We start from the raw sequence: 17,428 nt of genomic DNA, 5'->3' as shown, positions 1-17,428 counted from the left end.
AGAATCGGGGTCACGATACCGCCGACGGGCGCACCGGCATGGCCTGCTCCACCAGACTGGCGTGCAGCGCCGAGCCCAGCGGAAGAATGTCGTCATTGAAGTCGTAGCGGCTGTTGTGCAGGAAACAGCTGCCCACGCCGTTCTCGGCGCCCTGGCCGATGCGCAGGTAGGCGCCGGGCTTGACCTGCAGCATGAACGAGAAGTCTTCCGCGCCCATGCTCGGTTCCAGGTCACGCACCACGCGGTCGGCGCCCAGCAGCGACTCGGCCACGTCGGCGGCAAACTCCGCCTCATCGGCCGAGTTGATGGTGGCCGGGTACATGCGCTCGTATTTCACACTGGCGGAGGCGCCGAAGCCCAGCGCCACGGCGCTGCACAGGTCATGCAGGCGATGCTCGATCACGTCCTGCACCTCGGAGTTGAACGTGCGCACCGTCCCCACCAGCGTGGCCTTGCCGGGGATCACGCTGAACGCCCCCAGGTCGCCCGCATGCATGGCGCACACGCTAATCACGGCGCTGTCGATCGCCCGCACATTGCGCGAGACGATGCTTTGCACGGCCGTGATGATGTGGGCGGACACCAGCACCGGATCGATCGTCATGTAGGGGTGCGCGCCATGCCCGCCGCGACCCGTGATTTCGATGGTGATGCGGTCGGCCGCCGCCATCATGGGGCCGGGGTTGACGCCCACCATGCCCGGTTTCATGGAAGGCCAGTTGTGCATGCCATACACGGCCTGCACCGGGAAACGCTCGAACAGGCCGTCCTCGATCATGACGCGGGCGCCGGCAAAGCCCTCTTCGCCGGGCTGGAAGATCAGCACGGCCGTGCCGTCGAAATTGCGCGTGGCGGCGAGGTAGCGCGCCGCGCCCACCAGCATGGTGGTGTGGCCGTCGTGGCCGCAGCCATGCATCAACCCGGTTTTGGCGGATTTCCAGCCAAAGTCGTTGTACTCGGTCATGGGCAGGGCATCCATATCGGCGCGCAGGCCGATCATCCTGCCGCTGCCGTGGTGTTTACCGCGGATCAGCGCCACCAGGCCGGTCTTGCCGATGCCGGTATGAATCTCGTCCACGCCGCACAGTTTCAAGGCCTCCTTGATGCGCCCACCGGTGTAAAGCTCCTCGAAGCCGAGCTCGGGGTGCGCATGCAGATCGCGGCGGAACGCCGTGAGCTCGGGGTGAAACTCGGTGATCTGGGCAAAGGCGCGGCCATTCGCCTTCAAGCGGGGTGCCAGCATCAGTGGCCTCCGGCGTTGCCAACGCGCAGCCTGGGATCCACCACAAAATACAGCAGATCGACGATCAGGTTGATGATGACAAAAATCAGCGCAATCAGACACAGGTAGGCCGCCATCACCGGGATGTCGGCAAAGGTGATAGCCTGGATGAACAGCAGGCCCATGCCGGGCCACTGGAACACGGTCTCGGTGATGATGGAAAAGGCAATCAGCCCGCCAAGCTGCAGGCCCGTGATGGTCATCACCGGCACCAGCGTGTTCTTGAGTGCGTGGCCGAAGTGAATGGCGCGATTGGACAGGCCGCGGGCGCGTGCAAACCGGATGTAGTCGGTGCGCAGCACCTCGAGCATTTCGGCGCGCACCAGCCGCATGATCAGCGTGAGCTGGAAGATGGCCAGCGTGATGGCCGGCAGCACCATGTGCATCCAGCCGTCCAGGGTGAACAGGCCGCTGCTCCACCAGCCGAACTTGGTGACATCGCCGCGCCCGAAACTCGGAAACCAGCCCAGCTCAACCGAGAAAAACAGGATCAGCAAAATGCCGATCAGGAAGGTGGGCAGCGACACCCCCAGCAGCGACAACATCATGAACAGCTGGCTCGTGAAGGTGCCGCGGCGCAGCGCCGCATAGACGCCCATGGGCACGCCGATCAAGAGCGCCAGCACGGCCGCCACCAGCGAGAGCTCCAGCGTGGCCGGAAAGCGCTCGCCAATCAGGCGCGAGACCTTGGCGCCCAGGCGCAGGCTCAGGCCGAAATTGCCCTGCACCGCATTCACCAGGAAATGCCAGAACTGCACGATGAACGGCCGGTCCAGCCCCAGATCGACGCGCAGCTGCATTCGCTGCGCCGGTGAGGCGTCCTGCCCCAGCATGAGCATGACCGGGTCGCCCACATACTGGAACAGCATGAAGGCAATCAGGGCAACCACGACCATCACGATCACGGCTTGAATCAGGCGGCGCAGGATAAAAGCAAACATCAGCCAAAGAAGAAGTACCGGGGGATACTAGCAGAGCATATGGCGTGCCGACACAGGGGTTTCCTTGAGGCCCCGAGGCCCACTGCCGCCGCGCTATGGTGCCCGCGCAGCAGTGGCGCCGGCAGGTAGCAGCCGCACGGGTCCGTACCAGGCCTGTAGGGTGGATCGGGTATTGTCGGTGTCGGTCATGACGCCAATGCCGACCAGGGCGCCGGGCGCCTCGCCAAAGGCCTGTTCGAAATCGGCGCGGACATCGCGCTCATAGTCCATCCAGCGGCCCAGCCTGCCAGGCCCCGACTCCATCACCAGCTTGCGGATGCGGTCGGTGCGTGGGCTCACGATCAGGCTGCCCGGCGCGCGCTGGTTGTCCCATACATACATCAGCGTGGCGTAGGGCAGCTCTTCACCGGTCAAGGCCCGCACCAGTTCGGACATCATCGCGTTCCTGGCAGAAAATGCGGCGCGGTCGCCCTCAAAAACCAGAATGACGCGTACTGGCGAATCGTCGCTCTCACGCACCGCCATGTCGGCCTGCGCAATCAGTTGCGGCACCTTCCACGAGAAATGCACACTGCCCAGATCGGCTGGCTCAATGCGCAGCTTGTGCCTCAGCATGCTGGCAGACGATACCGCGTGGGCAGCCACGGCGTCGCGCCCCTCCTCGCGGGCGTAGGCAAATTGCGTCGCCTGCTTGCCGGGAAACGTGTGATGTTGCCACGGACTGGTAGGGGCGGTTCTGGAAGAAGCCATGGCCCAAGGGCTGGTTGCCAGGTGGGCGTCGCCCGTCGGCACCGACGAACAGGCCACCAGGGCGGCTAATGCAACGAACACCAGCCCGCACTTACTGGACAGCACGGCGCATCTGCCTTGACCTCCGACAAAGAGTTTCACTACGCTGCTGCCCTCATATGTGCAACTTCCATCACGCGCCGCCATCATCCCCGCTTCTGCAAGAACTCTGCGAACAGAGGGTCATCAATCGTCAAGCCAAGCGCATTTTTCGACAGGAGGCCGCCGCGTTTCAATTTCTCGATGGACGACCTGACTTTGGATATCGTCGGCTTCGCGCCGGGAATCGCCGTCAGCCTCTTCAACGTGGCCTGGCTCAGCGGGGGTTGGCCCCCGGCGACCGCAACCAGCACGCCCCGATCGAAGGCATCGACCGAGTTCAGGAGCGCCAACCAGATGGACACCTGATGATCGCTGGCCATATAGTTTTCGACCCCGCGCCTGACATCGGTGATGCCCTCAGCCGACATGGCCTTGACCACGTCGCGCATGAGTGCCGGCTTGAAGCCGATTTGCCTGAACCCATCGCGCAACTCGCCCAGCTCGAGCTTTTTACCCCGATGAACCTTGCCGAAGTGTTCTGCGAGCAAGCGCAGAAACTCATCCCCGAGAATGGGAAAATCGATAATTTGTGCAAACTGATACATGGGCGCCCCTGCGGTGTTCATGAGCCGGGCCAGGCCTTCCTGCGAGGAACCCGTAAAGACGGCACAGACTTCCTCGCGCCGTTTGTGGAGCACAGCGCGCAAGGTTGCCACCATGGAGACACCGTCCGGCGCATCACCGAGGGTTTGAACCTCATCGAGCATCAGCAAGACCTGGCCCTTGTGCTGCCGGGCCAGCCGCGTAACAAGCGCATCCAGCCGCAGGGCAGCAGCCTGTGGCAAAGTCCGGCGGTGCGGCTCATCGCCAAGGTCGACGCTGGCACCGAGAAGGCCCATCTTCTTCACCGGGGTCCTGGCCACCTTGCCAACATAGCTGTCCGGAACCAGCAAATCGTCCAGAGCCTCTTCCAGGGCATGGTTCACCGCCTCCAGCGGGGCCGACTTGTGCAGCCACAGGTCGGCATAGACAGGCAACAGCCGCGCCGCCTTCGCCTCGGGAGCCAGGTCGTGGTCAAGGAAGAACGTTTTGCCGACGCGTCGCGGGGCAAACAGGGCCAGCGGCCGTCCGGGCTGAGCGCCAAGCAGCGCGAGATAGCTCCGGGCGATGCCCGGGCGCCGCACTTCAATGTCGTCGAATGTTTTCATCGTTCATTGTCGTTTGTTGTCGTAAATATAGCAATTGCTAATTTAGCAGCAACTCGCAGCAACACCTGAACGAGCCCCTTGCCGATATGTTCACCCGCGGCAAAGGCTGGCAGGATCGCCCCCAGCAGGGGGCCTGGCGCCACGTAGGGCTCAGCCCGAATTGAACGTTGCCCGCGCTTCCTGAGCCAACAGCGTAGTGAAGCCCCGCCAACGAAAAAAAGCCACCAGCCCGAGGGCTGGTGGCTTTCAAGATTTCTGAATCAGCACTGGCACAAGGCCAGCGTGTGATTAGAAGGTGTGACGCAGGCCGAGGTCGAAACCGTTGGAGCTGCCAATGACGCCAGAGGCACCGGCGTTGCCGGCGAGAGCACCAGCGGTCACGTTGGCGGACGTGCCGTTGTTCTTGACGTGTGCATACGTGCCGTACAAAGCGGTGCGCTTGGACAGGTTGTACACATAGCCCAGAGCATACTGGTCTGCCTTGACAGCGTTGTTGTCAAACTTGGCACGGTTGTAGGAAGCCACGATGTTGCCAGGACCGACCGGTGCGTTCAAGCCCAGCAGCCAGGTGGTGTTCTTCTCGGCGCCAAACGCGCCAGGAGCACCCAGTTTTTCCTGGTTGTACTGAGCCATCAGGGCCACGACGCCGAGGTCGTAGGAAACACCGATGTTGGCCTTCTTGTAGTTGTCCAAAGCCGCAATCTTGGTCTGGCTGTAGCTCGCGGCTACGTTCAGAGGGCCGTTGGCATAGCCAATACGCCCACCCATAACGTTGCCATTTTTGCTGGTGTCGAAGCCGCCCGCGGTAGCGTTGGAGCTGTTCTCACCCATGGCATACATGGCCTGGCCGTAGAAGCCGCCCAGGTTGCCCGGCAGGAAGTAGCCGATGCTGTTGGACGAGCGCACGGTCGTTTGAATGCCATTTGCACCACCCAGAGCGATGGTCGCGTTGGTCGCAGCGCCGACACCCACGGTGCCGAACGGATCGAAGATGGTGTCGTTCCAGAACGACGGCGTGTAGTCACGGCCCAAACGGATTTCACCGAAGTTGCCAGCCAGGCTGACGGTGGAACGACGATTGAAGGTCAGACCACCACCGCTGTTCTGGGACGTCTGGTTGTTTGCGCTGGTGTTGGCGCCAGAACCGCTGTCGTTGTTCAGGCCGGCTTCGAGCCAGAAACCTGCATTCAGGCCACCACCGAGGTCTTCGGTGCCACGGAAGCCCAGACGGCTGGAGCTGTTGGCGCCTTGCACCAGGCCGTTAACGGAGCCGGCCAGGGCGCTGCCGCTGACGTGTTCGTAAGCAGCGTCAACCACGCCAAACAGCGTGACGGACGATTGAGCAGAGGCCACACCGACAAAAGCGAGTGCAGCCAGAGCAACTAGGGATTTTTTCATTTCGAGTTTCTCCAAGGTTAAACAGAGGGCACCGGCGAGAGAAGTTCGGTTCCCCGGGCCAACCTCCTTTTGGGAAGTTGTAGCTATTGCACCAGACCCGGCGATGTTGGGCAAAGGAATTCACCCAAAAACTACCTCGACGAGCTATTTCGTTGCAATGACGCCACATCTTGCCGATGAGCCGTGGACATCTCGCAACACCATCGGCCATCAGTGGCGCTACGCGCGCACGGCTTAAACTGCAGGTTGTGGACCGCCGGATGAGCGCGCCACGCTGGAGAAAACTGTATGGACCCATTTTTGACGGCCGCGGATGCGGCCCTGCGCACCCTATTTGCCACGCCGCGCGCGACCCGGCCCTGCCCCGTGCTGCCCGCCGGCGCGACCCAACTCGAGAATTCGGAAAAGCATCACTCCGGCGCCCTGATGCGGGTCAACCATGTGGGCGAGGTCTGCGCCCAGGCGCTGTACGCCTCGCAGGCTCTGGCCACCCGCGACGCCGGGTTGCGTGCCCATTTCGAGGCGGCCGCGCGCGAGGAAACCGATCACCTGGCCTGGACCAAAGGCCGGCTCGACGAGTTGGGCGCGCGGCCTTCCCTGCTGAACCCGTTGTGGTACGCCGGCGCCTTTGCGATGGGACTGGTGGCCGGACGATTGGGCGACCGCGTCAGCCTGGGATTCGTGTTGGAGACCGAGCGGCAGGTCGAGGCGCACCTGCAAAGCCACCTGGAGCGGCTGCCCGCGGGCGACCACGCGTCACGCGCCATCGTGGTGCAGATGCGCGACGATGAAGCGCGCCATGCCGCACAGGCCAAGGACGCGGGCGCGCTGGAGTTTCCGGCGCCGGTGAAGGCGCTGATGCAGACCGCCGCCAGGGTCATGACGACGACGGCGCATTACATCTGAGCCTCACGTTCACACTTCGATCACCTCGAAGCTGGTGCTGATGACCGCGGTCTTGCCGAGCATCACGCTGGCCGAGCAGTACTTGTCGTGGCTCATGGCGATGGCGCGCTCTACCGCCTGCGCCGGGATGCCTTTGCCGGTGACGGTGAAATGCATGTTGATGCTCGTGAATACCTTGGGATCGACCTCGGCGCGCTCGGCGTTGAGCTTGACGGTGCAGCCGCGCACATCGTGGCGGCCGCGCTTGAGGATCAGCACCACGTCGTAGGCGGTACAGCCGCCGGTGCCCGCGAGCACGGTTTCCATCGGGCGCGGCGCCAGGTTCTGGCCGCCGTTGGCGGGCGCGACGGCATCGGGCGCGCCATCCATGGCGAGCACATGCCCGCTGCCGGTTTCGGCCACAAAACCCATTCCCGAGCGCGCGCCGGTCGCGCCGGTCCAGCTCACAAGACATTCCATCATGTCGTCATCTCCTCATCCAAATTTGCCAAAAAAGTCTCATGTGCGACGGCCCCGATGGTGCAACGCAACAAAAACAGGACTACACTGTACCCAACGCATCAGAATCCTGGTGCACCGGTTGTCTCCTCCATCCTCTGAAAAGATGGATTACGCCCCGAATCGCAAGGTCCGGGGCGTTTTTTTGGCCCCTCATCAGTTTTCCACGGTACTCAAGCGCCTTCCGCGACCCATGAAACCGGCGCAGCCAGATGCCAGGGATACCGCGGAACCGGCTTTGCCGGGCCGCTGGTATCGCCCCCTTGAGGGGGAGGCGCCGCAGGCGCTTCGGGGGTGTTTCATCCTCGCCGCTTATCATTGGCCCTCCATGAGCACCAAGCACCTGCAACCCGGCGACTACCTGAAAAAAATCCTCACGGCGCGCGTCTACGACGTCGCCATCGAGTCGGCGCTGGAGCCCGCCAAAACCTTGAGCCGGCGCCTGCACAACAGGGTGCTGCTCAAGCGCGAGGACCAGCAGCCGGTGTTCAGCTTCAAGCTGCGCGGGGCCTACAACAAGATGGTGCAGCTCAGCGCCGCGCAGCTGCAAAAGGGCGTAATCTGCGCCTCGGCCGGGAATCACGCACAGGGCGTGGCACTTGCCGCACACAAGCTCGGATCGCGCGCCGTGGTCGTGATGCCGACCACCACGCCGCAGCTCAAGATCGAGGCGGTGAAGGCGCTCGGCGGCGAGGTCGTGCTGTTTGGTGACAGCTATTCCGATGCCTACACGCATGCGGTCACGCTCGAAAAAGAACAGGGCCTGACCTTCGTCCATCCATTCGACGACCCGGACGTGATCGCCGGCCAGGGCACCATTGCGATGGAAATCCTGCGCCAGCACCAGGGTCCGCTGGATGCGGTGTTCGTGGCGATCGGCGGCGGCGGACTGATCTCGGGGGTGGCCAACTACATCAAGGCGGTGCGCCCCGAGGTGCGCGTGATTGGCGTGCAGATGAACGACTCCGACGCGATGATGCAGTCGGTCGCGGCCCACAAGCGCGTGACCCTGCCGGACGTTGGCCTGTTCTCGGACGGCACGGCCGTCAAGCTGGTGGGTGAGGAAACCTTCCGCATTGCCAGCAGGCTGGTCGACGAGTTCATCACGGTCGATACCGACGCGGTCTGTGCCGCCATCAAGGACGTGTTCGTGGACACGCGCAGCATCGTCGAGCCGGCCGGCGCGCTGGCGGTGGCCGCCATCAAGCAGTACGTGGCGAAGAACAAGACCAAAGGCGAAACCTACGCCGCGATTTTGTGCGGCGCCAACATGAACTTCGATCGCCTGCGCTTCGTGGCCGAGCGCGCCGGCGTGGGCGAGGAGCGCGAGGCGCTGTTCGCTGTGACGATTCCCGAGGAGCAAGGCAGCTTCCGGCGCTTTTGCGAGGCGGTCGGCCAGCTGCCGGGCGGCCCGCGCAATGTGACCGAGTTCAACTACCGCATCAGCGACGCGGCGCGCGCCCATGTGTTCGTCGGCCTGACCACGCACGGCAAGGGCGAGTCGCCCAGGATTGCGGACAACTTCAACAAGCACGGTTTCGACACGCTGGACCTGACGCACGACGAGTTGGCGAAGGAGCACATCCGCCACATGGTGGGCGGCCACTCGGCGCTGGCGCAGGACGAGCGGCTGCTGCGCTTTGTATTCCCCGAGCGGCCCGGCGCGCTGATGAAGTTTTTGAACCTGCTGGGGCCGGGCTGGAACATCAGCCTGTTCCACTACCGCAATCAGGGCGCCGACTACGGCCACATCCTGGTCGGGCTGCAGGTGCCCCCCAACGACAACCCGGCCTTCGAGCGGTTCCTCGACACGCTGGGTTACCCCTGGGTCGAAGAAACTGGCAACCCGGTGTACCGGCTGTTCTTGCAGACCCCTTGACCGATATGGCATGGCCCCGACCAGGCATTCCCTGCTCGCGGTCCAGTTCTTCACGCGCAGGCCGGTTACGGCTTGAGCGGCGGCAAGTCCAGCGTCACGCTGGCCGGTGCATCCATGCCGGCGGCCAGCACCGCGCGGCGCGGCGCCACGAACTGCAAAAGCAAGCCGTCATCCACCGGGGCGCCGACACGATAGGGTTTGGGCGGCTTGCCGTCGATGGCGATCAGCGCGGCACCGCTGTGGCCGCGGTCCGCCACCACGCCCAGCAGCTTGTAGCGGCTGACAGCGCCAGCGGCAGGCGCTGCCGCCGGGTTGGCGCCGAGCAGGCGTGCCACGGCGGTGGGGTCTGCCGTCGCGACCTCGCTCCCCGCTATCGGCAGCGCCGCGGGGGCGCCCGGTGCCGGCACGAACTTGAGCCCCCAGAACATCGCGCTGGCCGCCGCCAGCGCCCACACCATCAGTGTGACACTGCGCAACCACCACCTTCTCTGCGAATTCATCGGCATGCGGCGATTATCATTGAAGCGAATCCGACTTCAGGCACACGACGAGCAACCACACCATGACACTGTTTCCCCCCAACCTGCGCCAGCGCGTGCAGGCCGGCTTCACCCTGATCGAGCTGATGGTGGTGCTGGTCATCATCGGCGTGCTGGCCGCGCTGATCGTGCCGAATGTGCTCGAGCGCGCCGACGACGCGCGCGTCACGGCCGCGCGCACCGACATCAACAACCTGATGCAGGCGCTCAAGCTGTACCGGCTCGACAACCAGCGCTACCCGAGTGCCGAACAGGGCCTGCAGGCCCTCATCATCAAACCCACCGCGCCTCCGATTCCGCCGAACTGGAAGCCGTACCTGGACAAGCTGCCGAACGACCCCTGGGGCAACCCCTACCAGTACCTCAACCCCGGCGTGAAAGGCGAGATCGACGTCATGTCGTTCGGCGCCGACGGCAAGGCGGGCGGCGAGGGCAAGAATGCGGACATTGGCAGTTGGCAGTAGTCAGAAGGGCTTCACGCTGCTGGAGCTGCTGGTGGTGGTGGCCATCATCGCGGTCGCTTCAGCCGGGGTGAGTTTTGCCATGCGCGACTCGTCGCAAACCCAGCTGGAGCGCGAGGCGCAGCGGCTGGCGGCGCTGCTGGAGTCGGGCCGCGCCCAGTCGCGCACCAGCGGCGTAGCCATCGTCTGGCACACCACCCCCGGGGGTTTCCAGTTCGACGGCGCGGCGCCGCAGTCGCTGCCCGAATACTGGCTCCATGCCGACACGCAGGTCAGCCAGGCCACCACGATGGTCGGCGGCCAGGCCTTGCTCACGCTCGGGCCGGAGCCCATCATCGGCCCGCAGGAAGTGGTGCTGGGCAGCGCAGACCATCCGACGCAGTCGCTGCGCGTGAGCACGGACGGGCTGCGGCCCTTTGCGGTCCGGCCTAGGGGTTCGCCATGAAGCGCGCCGCCGCTTCGGGCTTTACGCTGATCGAAGTGCTGGTGGCGCTGACCATCGTCGCCATTGCGCTGGCGGCGGGCACGCAGGCCACGATGGCCTTGACCACCCATGCACAGCGCCAGTCCGACATCCTGCTGGCCCATCTGTGCGCCGAAAACGAACTGGTCAAGGTGCGACTGCTGCGCCAGATGCCCGGCGTGGGTGATTCCAGCGTGACCTGCGAGCAGGCCGGGCACCCATTCGACGTGGCCATTTCGGTGCGCCCGACACCGAATCCGAGCTTTCAGCGCGTCGATGCGCAGGTGTTCGATGGCGCAACACCGGTGCTGCGCCTGTCCACCATCGTGGGGAGATTCTGATGCGGCGCCAGCGTGGTTTCACGCTGATCGAGCTGCTGGTGGCGATTTCGATCATGGCGGTGATGGCGGTGCTGAGCTGGCGCGGACTGGACGGCATGACGCGGGCGCAGGCCCAGACACGGCAGCGCGCGGACGAGGTGCTGACGTTGCAGGCCGGCCTCGATCAATGGACGGACGACCTGAACGCGCTGATGCAGCTGCCCCAGGTCAATGCCCTCGACTGGGACGGCCGCGTGCTGCGCATGACGCGGCCCGCCCCCAATGTCAGTGACGGCATGCTGGTGGTGGCCTGGTCGCGCCGCGACGTGAATGGCACGGGGCAGTGGCTGCGCTGGCAATCGCCGCCGCTGCGCACCCGCGGCGACCTGGCGAATGCCTGGGCCGAGGCGACGCTGTGGGCGCAGAACCCGGGCGACGAGGAAAAAAAACGTGAGGTCGCGATCACGCCGTTGCTGGACTGGCAGATTTTTTATTTCCGCAGCGATGCCTGGACCAACCCGCTGTCCAGCAACGGCACCAGCATGGCGGTCAACCCGGTTGCGCTGGCCCAGGGCGCGCCGAATGCCAGCGCGCCCGATGGCGTGCGCCTGGTGTTGACGCTGCCGCCCGGCCAGGCCCTGAGTGGCACACTCACGCGCGACTGGGTGCGCCCCACTTTGGGCGGCAACAAGTCGTGAAAGCACTCGGCGCTCCCACGCAGCGCGGCGCGGCGCTGCTGATGGCCATGCTTACCGTAACGCTGGTGGCCACGTTCGCCGCGGCGGCGATGTGGCAGCAGTGGCGCGCCAGCGAGGTCGAAGCGGCCGAGCGCGCGCGCGTGCAATCCAGCTGGGTGCTGGTCGGCGCGCTCGACTGGGCCCGGCTGATCCTGCGCGAGGACGCCCGCTCGGGCGGCGCCGACTACCTGGCCGAGCCCTGGGCCGTGCCGCTGGAAGAGGCGCGGCTGTCCACCTTTCTGGCGGCCGACCAGAACAATACCGGGGGCCATGCCGACGACAGCGACGACGCGCAGAACGCATTTTTATCGGGCCAGATGATCGACCTGCAATCGCGCCTGAACGTGGCCAACCTGGTGCAGAACGGCCAGGTCTCGGCACCAGCGCAACTGGCCTTCGAGCGGCTTTTTGGCGTGCTGGGGCTGGCGCCGGCGCAACTCAGCGTGTTGACCGACAACCTGCTGCTGGCATCAAACGGCGCTGCGACCGCGGCTACCGCGGCAACTTCTGCAGCCACCGGCAGCACGACCGGCACCCCCACCACGCCGACCACGGCATCGGCCAACAACAGCGACAACGCGCTCGCACCGCTGCTGCCGCAGCGCGTCGGGCAACTGGTGTGGCTGGGCCTGGCGCCCGCGACCCTGGCGGCGCTGCGTCCCTACATTACGCTGCTGCCGGTGCGCACGCCGGTCAACCTCAATACCGCCAGCGCCGAGGTCCTGTACGCCTGCATCCCCGGGATCGAGATGGCCGATGCGCAGAAACTGGTGACGCAGCGCGATCGCACGCACTTCGCCACGCTGGCCGATGCCGCCCAACTGCTGGGCGCGGCGGCAGGCGCACTGAACGCCGACCAGCACGGGGTGTCTTCACGCTTTTTCGAGGTGCGCGGACGGCTGCGACTGAACCAGACAGTGGTGCAGGAGCGCTCGGTGGTGCAGCGCGAGGGGCTGGACGTGCGCGTGCTGTGGCGCGAACGCGGGGTTCCGCCCGCGCTGCCGGGTCAGACACCCTCCACGAACTGAGCGCGCCACGCCCGGCCTCCCGGCGGTACCACGCCGCGCCGGCTCTCTACAATGCCGCTAAATCCATGTCATCCCTGATCGTTTACCTTCCGCTGGAGCCTGCCGGCCCTGCCACGCTGTACGGCTATGTCCTTGCGCCCGACAAGCGTGCACCGGCCAGTGCCGCCAGCGCACCCGTGGCGCTGCTGCCGCAGCCGGCCCAATCGAATGGCGAGGTGGTGGCGGTGGTGCCGATCGCGGCCCTGTCCTGGCAGCGCGTCACCTTGCCCCCCGGCACGAGTGGCACCTCGGCGCGCCTGCGCGCGGTACTGGACGGCCTGCTGGAGGAGCGCCTGCTCGACGACCCGCAGGCCCTGCATTTTGCGGTGCAGCCGCAGGCGCGTGCGGGCGCCACGGTCTGGGTCGCCGCGTGCGACAAGGCCTGGCTGCGCGGCGCCATCGGCGCACTGGAAGCGGCCAAGCGCCCGGTCTCGCGTATCGTGCCCGAATTCGCCCCCGACATGTCGCCCGCGCCGCAGTTGTCGCTGCATGCCGTGGGCACACCCGAAGAGGCCCGTCTGGTGATGACGGGCCTGAGCACGCACAGCGGCGTCACCGTGCTGCCGTTGAGCCGGGCCGGTGTGGCGCTGGCCCTGTCAACGGACCCCGATGCGAGCGCCACCGAAGTCGCGGCCGAACCCGCCGTCGCCGAACTGGCCGAGCAGTTGCTGCAGCGCCAGGTCAGGCTGGAGCAGCCCGCGCAGCGCTGGCTGCGGGCGGCGGCCTCGCCCTGGGATCTGGCGCAATTCGAGCTGGCCAACTCAGGCCGCAGCCGTGCCATGAAGCGACTCGGCACGTACTGGCAGGCGCTGGCGCGGGCGCCGCAATGGCGCGCGGTGCGCTGGGGCTTCGGGCTGCTGCTGCTGGCGAATCTGGCGGGCCTGAACGCCTGGGCCTGGCGCGAACGAAGCACGCTCGAACAGGAACGCACGGCAGTGCGCACGGCGCTGACACAGACCTTCCCGAACGTGCGCGTGGTGGTGGATGCCCCGGTGCAAATGGAACGCGAAGTCGCCGCCCTGCGCCAGGCCACCGGAGCCGCGTCGGGCCGCGACCTTGAATCCCTTCTTGGGGCTTTAAGCACGGCAGCCCCGGCCAATAAAAGCGTTAACGCTATTGAATTCGTAGCTGGCGAAATTCGTGTCAAAGGCCTGGACCTGAATCCCACCGAAACCACGAACGCAAACCGCAAGCTGCAGGCGGCCGGTTACGTGGCCCGCCTGGAGGGCGACAGCCTGCTGGTGCGGCCGGAGGCGGCGCAATGAAGCTCGCCCCAGCCATGCAGGCGCGCTGGGACGCGCTGGCTGCACGCGAGCGGACCCTGGTGCGCGGCGCGCTGGTGCTGGTGGCCGCGGCCGTGTTGTGGTGGCTGTGCCTGGCCCCTGCCCTGCAAACCGTGCGCACCGCCGGCGCCCAGCACCGCAGCCTGCAGGGCGAACTCGAGCAGATGAGAAGCCTGCAAGCCCAGGCCCAGGCGCTGCAGGCGCAGCCCCGGCTCGGCTACGACGAGGCGATGCGGGCATTGCAGGCCTCGGTCAAGGCGTTGGGAAGCCGCGCCCAGCTGGGCGTCGTGGGCGAGCGCGCTACCGTCACCTTCAAGGGCGTACCCGCCGATGTGCTGGCACCGTGGCTGGCGCAGGCCCGCGTCAACGCGCGCGCGTTGCCCACCGATGCGCGGCTGACGCGCCAGGGCGCCAGCACCGGCACCGCCAATTGGGACGGCACCGTGGTGCTGAGCCTGCCGTCCCGCTAATGCCGCGCCGCCGCTCCACACCCGCCTACCACGCCGGCAGCCCCTGGTCGTGGGCCGCCAGCGGTTTGATCCTGGGCGCCCTGGTGGCCACGCTGGTGTTTGCGCCCGCGAACTGGCTGGCGCGGTTGGTCGAGCTACGCACCGGCGGGCATGTGGTGCTGGCGCAGGCGCGCGGCACGGTCTGGAACGGCTCGGCGCAGCTGGTGCTCGCGGGCGGCGCCGGCAGCCATGTGGCACTCGCGCTGCCGGGGCGGCTGTCGTGGCAGTTGCGACCCGGCTGGCGCGCCCTCGCGGCCCGTGTCGAGGCACCCTGCTGCACCCGGCAGCCGGTGCAATTGCGCATCAGCCCGCGCTGGGGCGGCGCGCAGCTGGCGCTGGCCGACGGGCAGTCGCAGTGGCCCGCGGCCATGCTCGCCGGTTTGGGCGCCCCCTGGAATACCGTGCAAGCCGAGGGCACGCTGGCGCTGTCCACGAAGGCCCTTTCAGTAGAATGGGTCGAAGGCCGGCTGGGCGTGGCAGGTCAGGCCCAGCTTGAAGCCACCGGGCTCTCATCGCGCCTGTCAACACTCAAACCCATGGGCAGTTATCGCATGACACTCAACGGAGGCGCCACGCCAACCCTCAAGCTGGAGACGCTGGAAGGCAGCCTGCAGCTCGCCGGCACGGGCCAGTGGGTCGGCTCGCGGCTGCACTTCAATGGCGTGGCCAGCGCCGCGCCCGAGCGCGAGGCCGCGCTATCCAACCTTTTGAACATCATCGGACGGCGCAGCGGCGCGCGCTCCATCATCACCGTGGGTTAACCGCATGAATCGTCCCTTTCGCCGCAGTCTGCCGTCGGCCCGCCTGCCCCTTTCCGTGCTGGCCGTACTGGCCGCGCTGGCAGGCCTGCCCGGCCTGGCAGCGGCCCAGCAGCCCAACGAACTCTCTGCCGCCGGCGCCCCGATCAGGCCGGGCGAGCCGGTCACGCTGAACTTCGCGAATGCCGAGATCGACGCGGTGGCGCGCACCATGGCCGCCATCAGCGGGCGCAACGTGGTAGTGGACCCGCGCGTGAAGGGCACCATCACGCTGGTGACGGACAAGCCGGTCAGCGCCAAGGCCGCGCTCAACCAGTTTCTGGCGGCGCTGCGGCTGCAGGGCTACACCATGATCGACACCGAGGGCCTGTACAAGGTGGTGCCGGAGGCCGACGCCAAGCTGCAGTCCACCAACGTGTCGGTGTCCGACCGGGGCGGCTCGGTCACGGCGGCCGGCAACCAGATCGTCACAAAGATCTTCCGGCTCAATTTCGAGACGGCGAACAACCTGGTGCCCGTGCTGCGACCGTTGATCAGTCCGAACAACACCATCAACGTGAACCCCGGCAACAACTCGCTGGTGATCACCGACTACGCCGACAACCTGCAGCGCATCGGCCGCATCATTGCGGCACTGGATGTCTCGAATGCCTCCGACGTGGAAATCATCCCGCTGAAAAACGCCATCGCCACCGACCTCGCGCCGCTGGTGTTGCGGCTGGTCGAAACCAGCGGCGCACCGGCAGCGGCCGGCCAGGGCCAGGCCGACACGTCATTCAAGACCACCTTGATTGCCGAGCCGCGCAGCAATTCGCTGATCCTGCGCGCCGCCAATCCGGCACGCGTCGCGCTGGTCAAATCATTGGTGGAGCGGCTGGACCGCCCGGGCGCGGACGGCAGCAATCCAGCGGGCAATATCTATGTGGTGTACCTCAAGAACGCCGACGCGACCAAGATGGCGGCAACCCTGAGGGCGGCACTGTCCGGCGAGGCGCGCGGCTCCACCACCGCCAGCGCCAGCGGCGGCTTGTCGACCGCCGCCACCACCGCGCCGGCAGCGGCCGGCGCCGGCATGATGAGCGCATCGACCGCAGGAGGAGCCACCGTCCAGGCCAGCGCCCAACCCTCCACCGGGGGCCAGATCCAGGCCGATCCGGCCACCAACTCGCTGATCATCACCGCGCCCGAGCCGCAATACCGCCAGCTGCGCGCCGTGATCGACAAGCTCGATGGCCGGCGCGCACAGGTGCTGGTGGAAAGCCTGATTGCCGAAGTCAGCACCGACAAGGCCGCGCAATTCGGCATTCAATGGCAATCCCTGCTGGGGAAAAACAGCGGCAGCAACGTGGGCGTGCTGGGCACCAACTTCACGGTGGGAGGAACCAACATCTTCTCGCTGGCTTCGAGCGTTCAGGCCGGCACCGTTCCCGCCTCCTCGGCCGGCGGTAATTTCGGCATCGCGCACAAGATCAACGGCCTGTTCGTGCTGGGCGCGCTGGCGAACCTGCTGCAAAGCACGGGCGACGGCAACGTGTTGTCCACCCCCACGCTGCTGACGCTGGACAACGAAGAAGCCAAGATCGTGGTGGGCCAGAACGTGCCCTTTGTGACCGGCCAGTACACCAACGCCAACACCAGCAACGGCTCGGTGAATCCGTTCACGACAGTGGAACGCAAGGACGTGGGCCTGACCTTGCGCGTGAAGCCGCAGATCAGTGAAGACGGCACCGTCAAGCTCACCATCTACCAGGAGGTGTCTTCGATCCAGGCCGGCACGTTGGCCAACCTGAACGGGCCCACCACCAACAAGCGATCCATTGAATCGACGGTGCTGGTCAACGACGGCGACATTGTGGTGCTGGGCGGCCTGTTGCAGGACGACTATTCCGGCAACCAGCAAAAGGTGCCGGGGCTCGGCGACGTGCCGCTGCTGGGCGCCCTCTTTCGCAGCGACACCCGTGAACGCAAGAAAACCAACCTGATGGTGTTTTTGCGTCCGGTGGTGGTGCGTAACAGTGCCGACAGCAATGCCCTGTCGTTCGACCGCTACGACCTGATGCGCGGCGTGCAGCAATCGGCGCAGCCGACCGAGAGCGTGACGGTGCCCGTGAACCAGGCCCCCGTGATGGCGCCCCTGCCCAAACCCGCACAAGGCAGGCAGCCGGCAGCACGCCCCCTGCTGGCGCCAGGCCTGTCGGGCACCTGGGGCGGCGCGCCGGCGTCAGCGACGCAGAAGGACGTGACGGGTTCCTCCGGTGTCGCGGGCGCGTCCAACGTCACGACGGCGCCCGCGCCGACGCCCCTGGGTGAGCCCACGCCGGCCCAGCCCTACGCACGCTAACGGCGAC

The 17,428-nt window shown here is 66.2% G+C and carries 18 protein-coding genes; 11 read left to right on the top strand and 7 right to left on the bottom strand.

The genetic code is table 11. The features are described 5' to 3' along the window. Window positions 1–10: 10 nt before the first annotated feature. The 5 genes from EUB48_RS02850 to EUB48_RS02830 form a co-directional block, all read right to left on the bottom strand. On the bottom strand, window positions 11–1,243 hold the full coding sequence (locus EUB48_RS02850; RefSeq protein ID WP_142817529.1) for a M20 aminoacylase family protein: 1,233 nt from the start codon (window positions 1,241–1,243) through the stop codon (window positions 11–13). After that, on the bottom strand, window positions 1,243–2,223 hold the full coding sequence (locus EUB48_RS02845) for an ABC transporter permease (protein ID WP_142817528.1): 981 nt from the start codon (window positions 2,221–2,223) through the stop codon (window positions 1,243–1,245). The genes EUB48_RS02850 and EUB48_RS02845 overlap by 1 nt, the downstream gene beginning before the upstream one ends. Before the next feature lie 93 nt (window positions 2,224–2,316). Further along, the gene (locus EUB48_RS02840) at window positions 2,317–3,078 is read right to left on the bottom strand and encodes a DUF3047 domain-containing protein (protein ID WP_244618311.1); all 762 of its coding nucleotides are present in this window, start codon (window positions 3,076–3,078) and stop codon (window positions 2,317–2,319) included. A gap of 80 nt (window positions 3,079–3,158) precedes the next feature. Then, window positions 3,159–4,262, bottom strand: coding sequence for a hypothetical protein (locus EUB48_RS02835; RefSeq protein ID WP_142817527.1), 1,104 nt, complete (start codon window positions 4,260–4,262; stop codon window positions 3,159–3,161). Between the two features lie 288 nt (window positions 4,263–4,550). After that, the gene (locus tag EUB48_RS02830) at window positions 4,551–5,660 is read right to left on the bottom strand and encodes a porin (RefSeq protein WP_142817526.1); all 1,110 of its coding nucleotides are present in this window, start codon (window positions 5,658–5,660) and stop codon (window positions 4,551–4,553) included. Between the two features lie 288 nt (window positions 5,661–5,948). On the opposite strand from EUB48_RS02830, the gene coq7 reads away from it, so the two are divergent. Further along, complete coding sequence (coq7, locus tag EUB48_RS02825; RefSeq protein WP_142817525.1) at window positions 5,949–6,566, top strand: 2-polyprenyl-3-methyl-6-methoxy-1,4-benzoquinone monooxygenase; 618 nt, start codon at window positions 5,949–5,951, stop codon at window positions 6,564–6,566. A gap of 9 nt (window positions 6,567–6,575) precedes the next feature. On the opposite strand, the gene EUB48_RS02820 is transcribed toward coq7, so the two are convergent. Then, on the bottom strand, window positions 6,576–7,025 hold the full coding sequence (locus tag EUB48_RS02820; protein ID WP_142821060.1) for an OsmC family protein: 450 nt from the start codon (window positions 7,023–7,025) through the stop codon (window positions 6,576–6,578). 367 nt (window positions 7,026–7,392) lie between these two features. On the opposite strand from EUB48_RS02820, the gene ilvA reads away from it, so the two are divergent. Further along, a complete protein-coding gene (gene ilvA, locus EUB48_RS02810) occupies window positions 7,393–8,943 on the top strand; it encodes a threonine ammonia-lyase, biosynthetic (protein WP_142817524.1) in 1,551 nt (516 codons plus the stop codon). A 65-nt stretch (window positions 8,944–9,008) separates the two neighbouring features. Here ilvA and EUB48_RS02805 read toward each other — a convergent pair whose 3' ends face one another. After that, a complete protein-coding gene (locus EUB48_RS02805) occupies window positions 9,009–9,449 on the bottom strand; it encodes a general secretion pathway protein C (protein WP_142817523.1) in 441 nt (146 codons plus the stop codon). Between the two features lie 56 nt (window positions 9,450–9,505). On the opposite strand from EUB48_RS02805, the gene gspG reads away from it, so the two are divergent. The 9 genes from gspG (at window position 9,506) to gspD (ending at window position 17,421) form a co-directional block, all read left to right on the top strand. Then, window positions 9,506–9,946 carry a type II secretion system major pseudopilin GspG gene (gene gspG, locus EUB48_RS02800; protein WP_142817522.1) on the top strand — a complete coding sequence of 147 codons (441 nt, stop codon included), beginning with the start codon at window positions 9,506–9,508 and terminating at the stop codon, window positions 9,944–9,946. Beyond that, complete coding sequence (locus tag EUB48_RS02795; protein ID WP_142817521.1) at window positions 9,921–10,388, top strand: type II secretion system protein; 468 nt, start codon at window positions 9,921–9,923, stop codon at window positions 10,386–10,388. Before gspG ends, EUB48_RS02795 begins: the two co-directional genes overlap by 26 nt. Further along, window positions 10,385–10,747, top strand: a complete 363-nt coding sequence (gene gspI / locus EUB48_RS02790; RefSeq protein ID WP_142817520.1) for a type II secretion system minor pseudopilin GspI — start codon at window positions 10,385–10,387, stop codon at window positions 10,745–10,747. The genes EUB48_RS02795 and gspI overlap by 4 nt, the downstream gene beginning before the upstream one ends. Next, window positions 10,747–11,424, top strand: a complete 678-nt coding sequence (locus EUB48_RS02785; protein ID WP_142817519.1) for a PulJ/GspJ family protein — start codon at window positions 10,747–10,749, stop codon at window positions 11,422–11,424. The genes gspI and EUB48_RS02785 overlap by 1 nt, the downstream gene beginning before the upstream one ends. Next, window positions 11,421–12,491: a type II secretion system minor pseudopilin GspK gene (gspK, locus tag EUB48_RS02780; protein WP_274595963.1), complete on the top strand. Its 1,071-nt coding sequence runs from the start codon at window positions 11,421–11,423 to the stop codon at window positions 12,489–12,491. Before EUB48_RS02785 ends, gspK begins: the two co-directional genes overlap by 4 nt. Window positions 12,492–12,556: 65 nt before the next feature. Beyond that, the gene (gene gspL / locus EUB48_RS02775) at window positions 12,557–13,795 is read left to right on the top strand and encodes a type II secretion system protein GspL (RefSeq protein WP_142817518.1); all 1,239 of its coding nucleotides are present in this window, start codon (window positions 12,557–12,559) and stop codon (window positions 13,793–13,795) included. Further along, a complete protein-coding gene (gspM, locus tag EUB48_RS02770; RefSeq protein ID WP_142817517.1) occupies window positions 13,792–14,283 on the top strand; it encodes a type II secretion system protein GspM in 492 nt (163 codons plus the stop codon). The genes gspL and gspM overlap by 4 nt, the downstream gene beginning before the upstream one ends. After that, complete coding sequence (gspN, locus tag EUB48_RS02765; RefSeq protein ID WP_142817516.1) at window positions 14,283–15,083, top strand: type II secretion system protein N; 801 nt, start codon at window positions 14,283–14,285, stop codon at window positions 15,081–15,083. The genes gspM and gspN overlap by 1 nt, the downstream gene beginning before the upstream one ends. Before the next feature lie 4 nt (window positions 15,084–15,087). Continuing rightward, the gene (gene gspD, locus EUB48_RS02760; protein ID WP_142817515.1) at window positions 15,088–17,421 is read left to right on the top strand and encodes a type II secretion system secretin GspD; all 2,334 of its coding nucleotides are present in this window, start codon (window positions 15,088–15,090) and stop codon (window positions 17,419–17,421) included. Window positions 17,422–17,428: the final 7 nt, after the last annotated feature.

This window comes from Rhodoferax sediminis (assembly GCF_006970865.1).
GTDB lineage: Bacteria > Pseudomonadota > Gammaproteobacteria > Burkholderiales > Burkholderiaceae_C > Rhodoferax_A > Rhodoferax_A sediminis.
Note: the sequence above shows the minus strand (reverse complement) of the source record. Positions and strands in the feature narration are given on the sequence as shown.

Coding starts and splice junctions, on each gene's coding strand:
- gspL (WP_142817518.1), top strand. CDS start 12,557: ATGTCATCCCTGATCGTTTACCTTCCGCTGGAGCCTGCCGGCCCTGCC.
- EUB48_RS02820 (WP_142821060.1), bottom strand. CDS start 7,025: ATGGAATGTCTTGTGAGCTGGACCGGCGCGACCGGCGCGCGCTCGGGA.
- ilvA (WP_142817524.1), top strand. CDS start 7,393: ATGAGCACCAAGCACCTGCAACCCGGCGACTACCTGAAAAAAATCCTC.
- gspD (WP_142817515.1), top strand. CDS start 15,088: ATGAATCGTCCCTTTCGCCGCAGTCTGCCGTCGGCCCGCCTGCCCCTT.
- EUB48_RS02830 (WP_142817526.1), bottom strand. CDS start 5,660: ATGAAAAAATCCCTAGTTGCTCTGGCTGCACTCGCTTTTGTCGGTGTG.
- gspI (WP_142817520.1), top strand. CDS start 10,385: ATGAAGCGCGCCGCCGCTTCGGGCTTTACGCTGATCGAAGTGCTGGTG.
- EUB48_RS02805 (WP_142817523.1), bottom strand. CDS start 9,449: ATGCCGATGAATTCGCAGAGAAGGTGGTGGTTGCGCAGTGTCACACTG.
- gspG (WP_142817522.1), top strand. CDS start 9,506: ATGACACTGTTTCCCCCCAACCTGCGCCAGCGCGTGCAGGCCGGCTTC.
- EUB48_RS02850 (WP_142817529.1), bottom strand. CDS start 1,243: ATGCTGGCACCCCGCTTGAAGGCGAATGGCCGCGCCTTTGCCCAGATC.
- EUB48_RS02795 (WP_142817521.1), top strand. CDS start 9,921: ATGCGGACATTGGCAGTTGGCAGTAGTCAGAAGGGCTTCACGCTGCTG.
- gspM (WP_142817517.1), top strand. CDS start 13,792: ATGAAGCTCGCCCCAGCCATGCAGGCGCGCTGGGACGCGCTGGCTGCA.
- EUB48_RS02785 (WP_142817519.1), top strand. CDS start 10,747: ATGCGGCGCCAGCGTGGTTTCACGCTGATCGAGCTGCTGGTGGCGATT.
- coq7 (WP_142817525.1), top strand. CDS start 5,949: ATGGACCCATTTTTGACGGCCGCGGATGCGGCCCTGCGCACCCTATTT.
- EUB48_RS02835 (WP_142817527.1), bottom strand. CDS start 4,262: ATGAAAACATTCGACGACATTGAAGTGCGGCGCCCGGGCATCGCCCGG.
- EUB48_RS02845 (WP_142817528.1), bottom strand. CDS start 2,223: ATGTTTGCTTTTATCCTGCGCCGCCTGATTCAAGCCGTGATCGTGATG.
- gspN (WP_142817516.1), top strand. CDS start 14,283: ATGCCGCGCCGCCGCTCCACACCCGCCTACCACGCCGGCAGCCCCTGG.